This is a genomic window from Ruegeria sp. YTSA226 (assembly GCF_059609905.1).
In genome coordinates this window covers 1-2500 of sequence record NZ_JBXWMQ010000032.1, presented here as the reverse complement: position 1 = coordinate 2500, position 2500 = coordinate 1, and the positions used below count along the sequence as shown (strand labels likewise).

The following is a 2500-nucleotide window of genomic DNA, read 5'->3' as shown; positions in this document are numbered from 1 at the left end:
AACCCTGACCTACAGCTAAGGCCCCCAATTCATGGCTAAGTGGGAAAGCAGGTGGGACGACCAAAACAACCAGGAGGTTGGCTTAGAAGCAGCCATCCTTTAAAGATAGCGTAACAGCTCACTGGTCTAAATAAGTTGTCCTGCGGCGAAGATGTAACGGGGCTCAAGCCATGAGCCGAAGCTTAGGATGCCGTAAGGCATGGTAGCAGAGCGTAGTGTGACATAGTCTCATTCCTCCTTCACGTCTTCGGGCGTATTGGAGGAGAGAGGCTTTCGATGAAGCCGGCGCGTGAGCGATCCGGTGGAGAGATCACTAGTGAGAATGATGACATGAGTAGCGACAAAGAGTGTGAGAGACACTCTCGCCGAAAGTCCAAGGGTTCCTGCTTAAAGCTAATCTGAGCAGGGTAAGCCGGCCCCTAAGCCGAGGCCGAAAGGCGTAGGCGATGGGAACTAGGTTAATATTCCTAGGCCGTGGAGTGGTGACGGATCTCAGAGGTAGTTCATCCTTATCGGATTGAATGGGCTGCTGAGAGGTTCCTGGAAATAGCCCTCCTATAAGACCGTACCCTAAACCGACACAGGTGGACTGGTAGAGAATACCAAGGCGCTTGAGAGAACGATGTTGAAGGAACTCGGCAAAATACCTCCGTAAGTTCGCGAGAAGGAGGCCCGGTTCCTAGGCAACTAGGGGCTGGGGGCACAAACCAGGGGGTGGCGACTGTTTATTAAAAACACAGGGCTCTGCGAAGTCGCAAGACGACGTATAGGGTCTGACGCCTGCCCGGTGCCTGAAGGTTAAAAGGAGAGGTGAGAGCCTTGAATTGAAGCCCAGGTAAACGGCGGCCGTAACTATAACGGTCCTAAGGTAGCGAAATTCCTTGTCGGGTAAGTTCCGACCTGCACGAATGGCGTAACGACTTCCCCGCTGTCTCCAACATCGACTCAGCGAAATTGAATTGCCTGTCAAGATGCAGGCTTCCCGCGGTTAGACGGAAAGACCCCGTGCACCTTTACTACAGCTTCGCACTGGCATCAGGATTGTGATGTGCAGGATAGGTGGTAGGCTTTGAAGCAGGAACGCTAGTCCCTGTGGAGCCTCCCTTGAGATACCACCCTTCGCACTCTTGATGTCTAACCGCGGTCCGTTATCCGGATCCGGGACCCTGCGTGGCGGGTAGTTTGACTGGGGCGGTCGCCTCCTAAAGCGTAACGGAGGCGCGCGAAGGTTGGCTCAGAGCGGTCGGAAATCGCTCGTTGAGTGCAATGGCAGAAGCCAGCCTGACTGCGAGACTGACAAGTCGAGCAGAGTCGAAAGACGGCCATAGTGATCCGGTGGTCCCGAGTGGAAGGGCCATCGCTCAACGGATAAAAGGTACGCCGGGGATAACAGGCTGATACTGCCCAAGAGTCCATATCGACGGCAGTGTTTGGCACCTCGATGTCGGCTCATCTCATCCTGGGGCTGGAGCAGGTCCCAAGGGTACGGCTGTTCGCCGTTTAAAGAGGTACGTGAGCTGGGTTTAGAACGTCGTGAGACAGTTCGGTCCCTATCTGCCGTGGGTGTAGGAGACTTGAGAGGAGTTGCCCCTAGTACGAGAGGACCGGGGTGAACGATCCACTGGTGGACCTGTTGTTGCGCCAGCAGCAGTGCAGGGTAGCTATGATCGGACAGGATAACCGCTGAAGGCATCTAAGCGGGAAGCCCCCCTCAAAACAAGGTCTCCCTGAGGGCCGTGGAAGACCACCACGTCAATAGGCCGGAGATGTAAGCGCAGTAATGCGTTCAGTTGACCGGTACTAATCGCCCGATAGGCTTGATTTGATCCAGTAATGGAAAGACAAATCAAAAACATACACACCTTAGACTAACGATGGCTGTGTCGCGCCAAGCGGCACTGTTGATTGATTACACTACCGAGTGGCAACGCGCCTTTTGCACGCAAAAGACGCTGCCTGCCACCCGTCGCGCTTGCTACGCAAGTCGCAACGTGGGATTTTCCTCGGTTTGGTGGTCATAGCGCAAGTGAAACACCCGGTCCCATCCCGAACCCGGAAGTTAAGCACTGCCGCGCCAATGGTACTTGGGCTTAAGCCCCGGGAGAGTAGGTCACCGCCAAACCTAGAAAAATCCCAATTCTCTCTAAATGATAACAATACTTATTCGACCCCGGCCTCAAGTAGCGAAAGCGATAGGCCAACCTAGTGTCGCGGGATGGAGCAGCCCGGTAGCTCGTCAGGCTCATAACCTGAAGGTCGTAGGTTCAAATCCTACTCCCGCAACCAGGTCGAATAATATCAACACAGCCCGTTCAGACTAAAATTGATCCACTGGATCAATTGCTTAACGTCTTCACCTCGTCAGGCTCATAACCTGAAGGCCAAAGGTTCAAACCCTACTCCCGCAACCTAAATCACTACACAATATCAATATATTACACACCGCGCCCGAGCGGGCTTTTGCGTTGCGCCATCACAACTGAAAGCACCGTGGAAGCAA

At 53.9% G+C, this 2500-nt stretch carries 1 tRNA gene and 2 rRNA genes (1 of these 3 cut by a window edge); all 3 read left to right on the top strand.

From position 1 onward, the window contains the following. A 23S ribosomal RNA gene (locus tag AC2FFF_RS19685) occupies nucleotides 1-1825 on the top strand; it begins 1003 nt to the left of the window's first position. Between the two features lie 182 nt (nucleotides 1826-2007). Next, a 5S ribosomal RNA gene (gene rrf / locus AC2FFF_RS19680) occupies nucleotides 2008-2122 on the top strand. A gap of 87 nt (nucleotides 2123-2209) precedes the next feature. Further along, nucleotides 2210-2286 (top strand) — tRNA-Met (locus tag AC2FFF_RS19675). Nucleotides 2287-2500 lie beyond the last annotated feature (214 nt).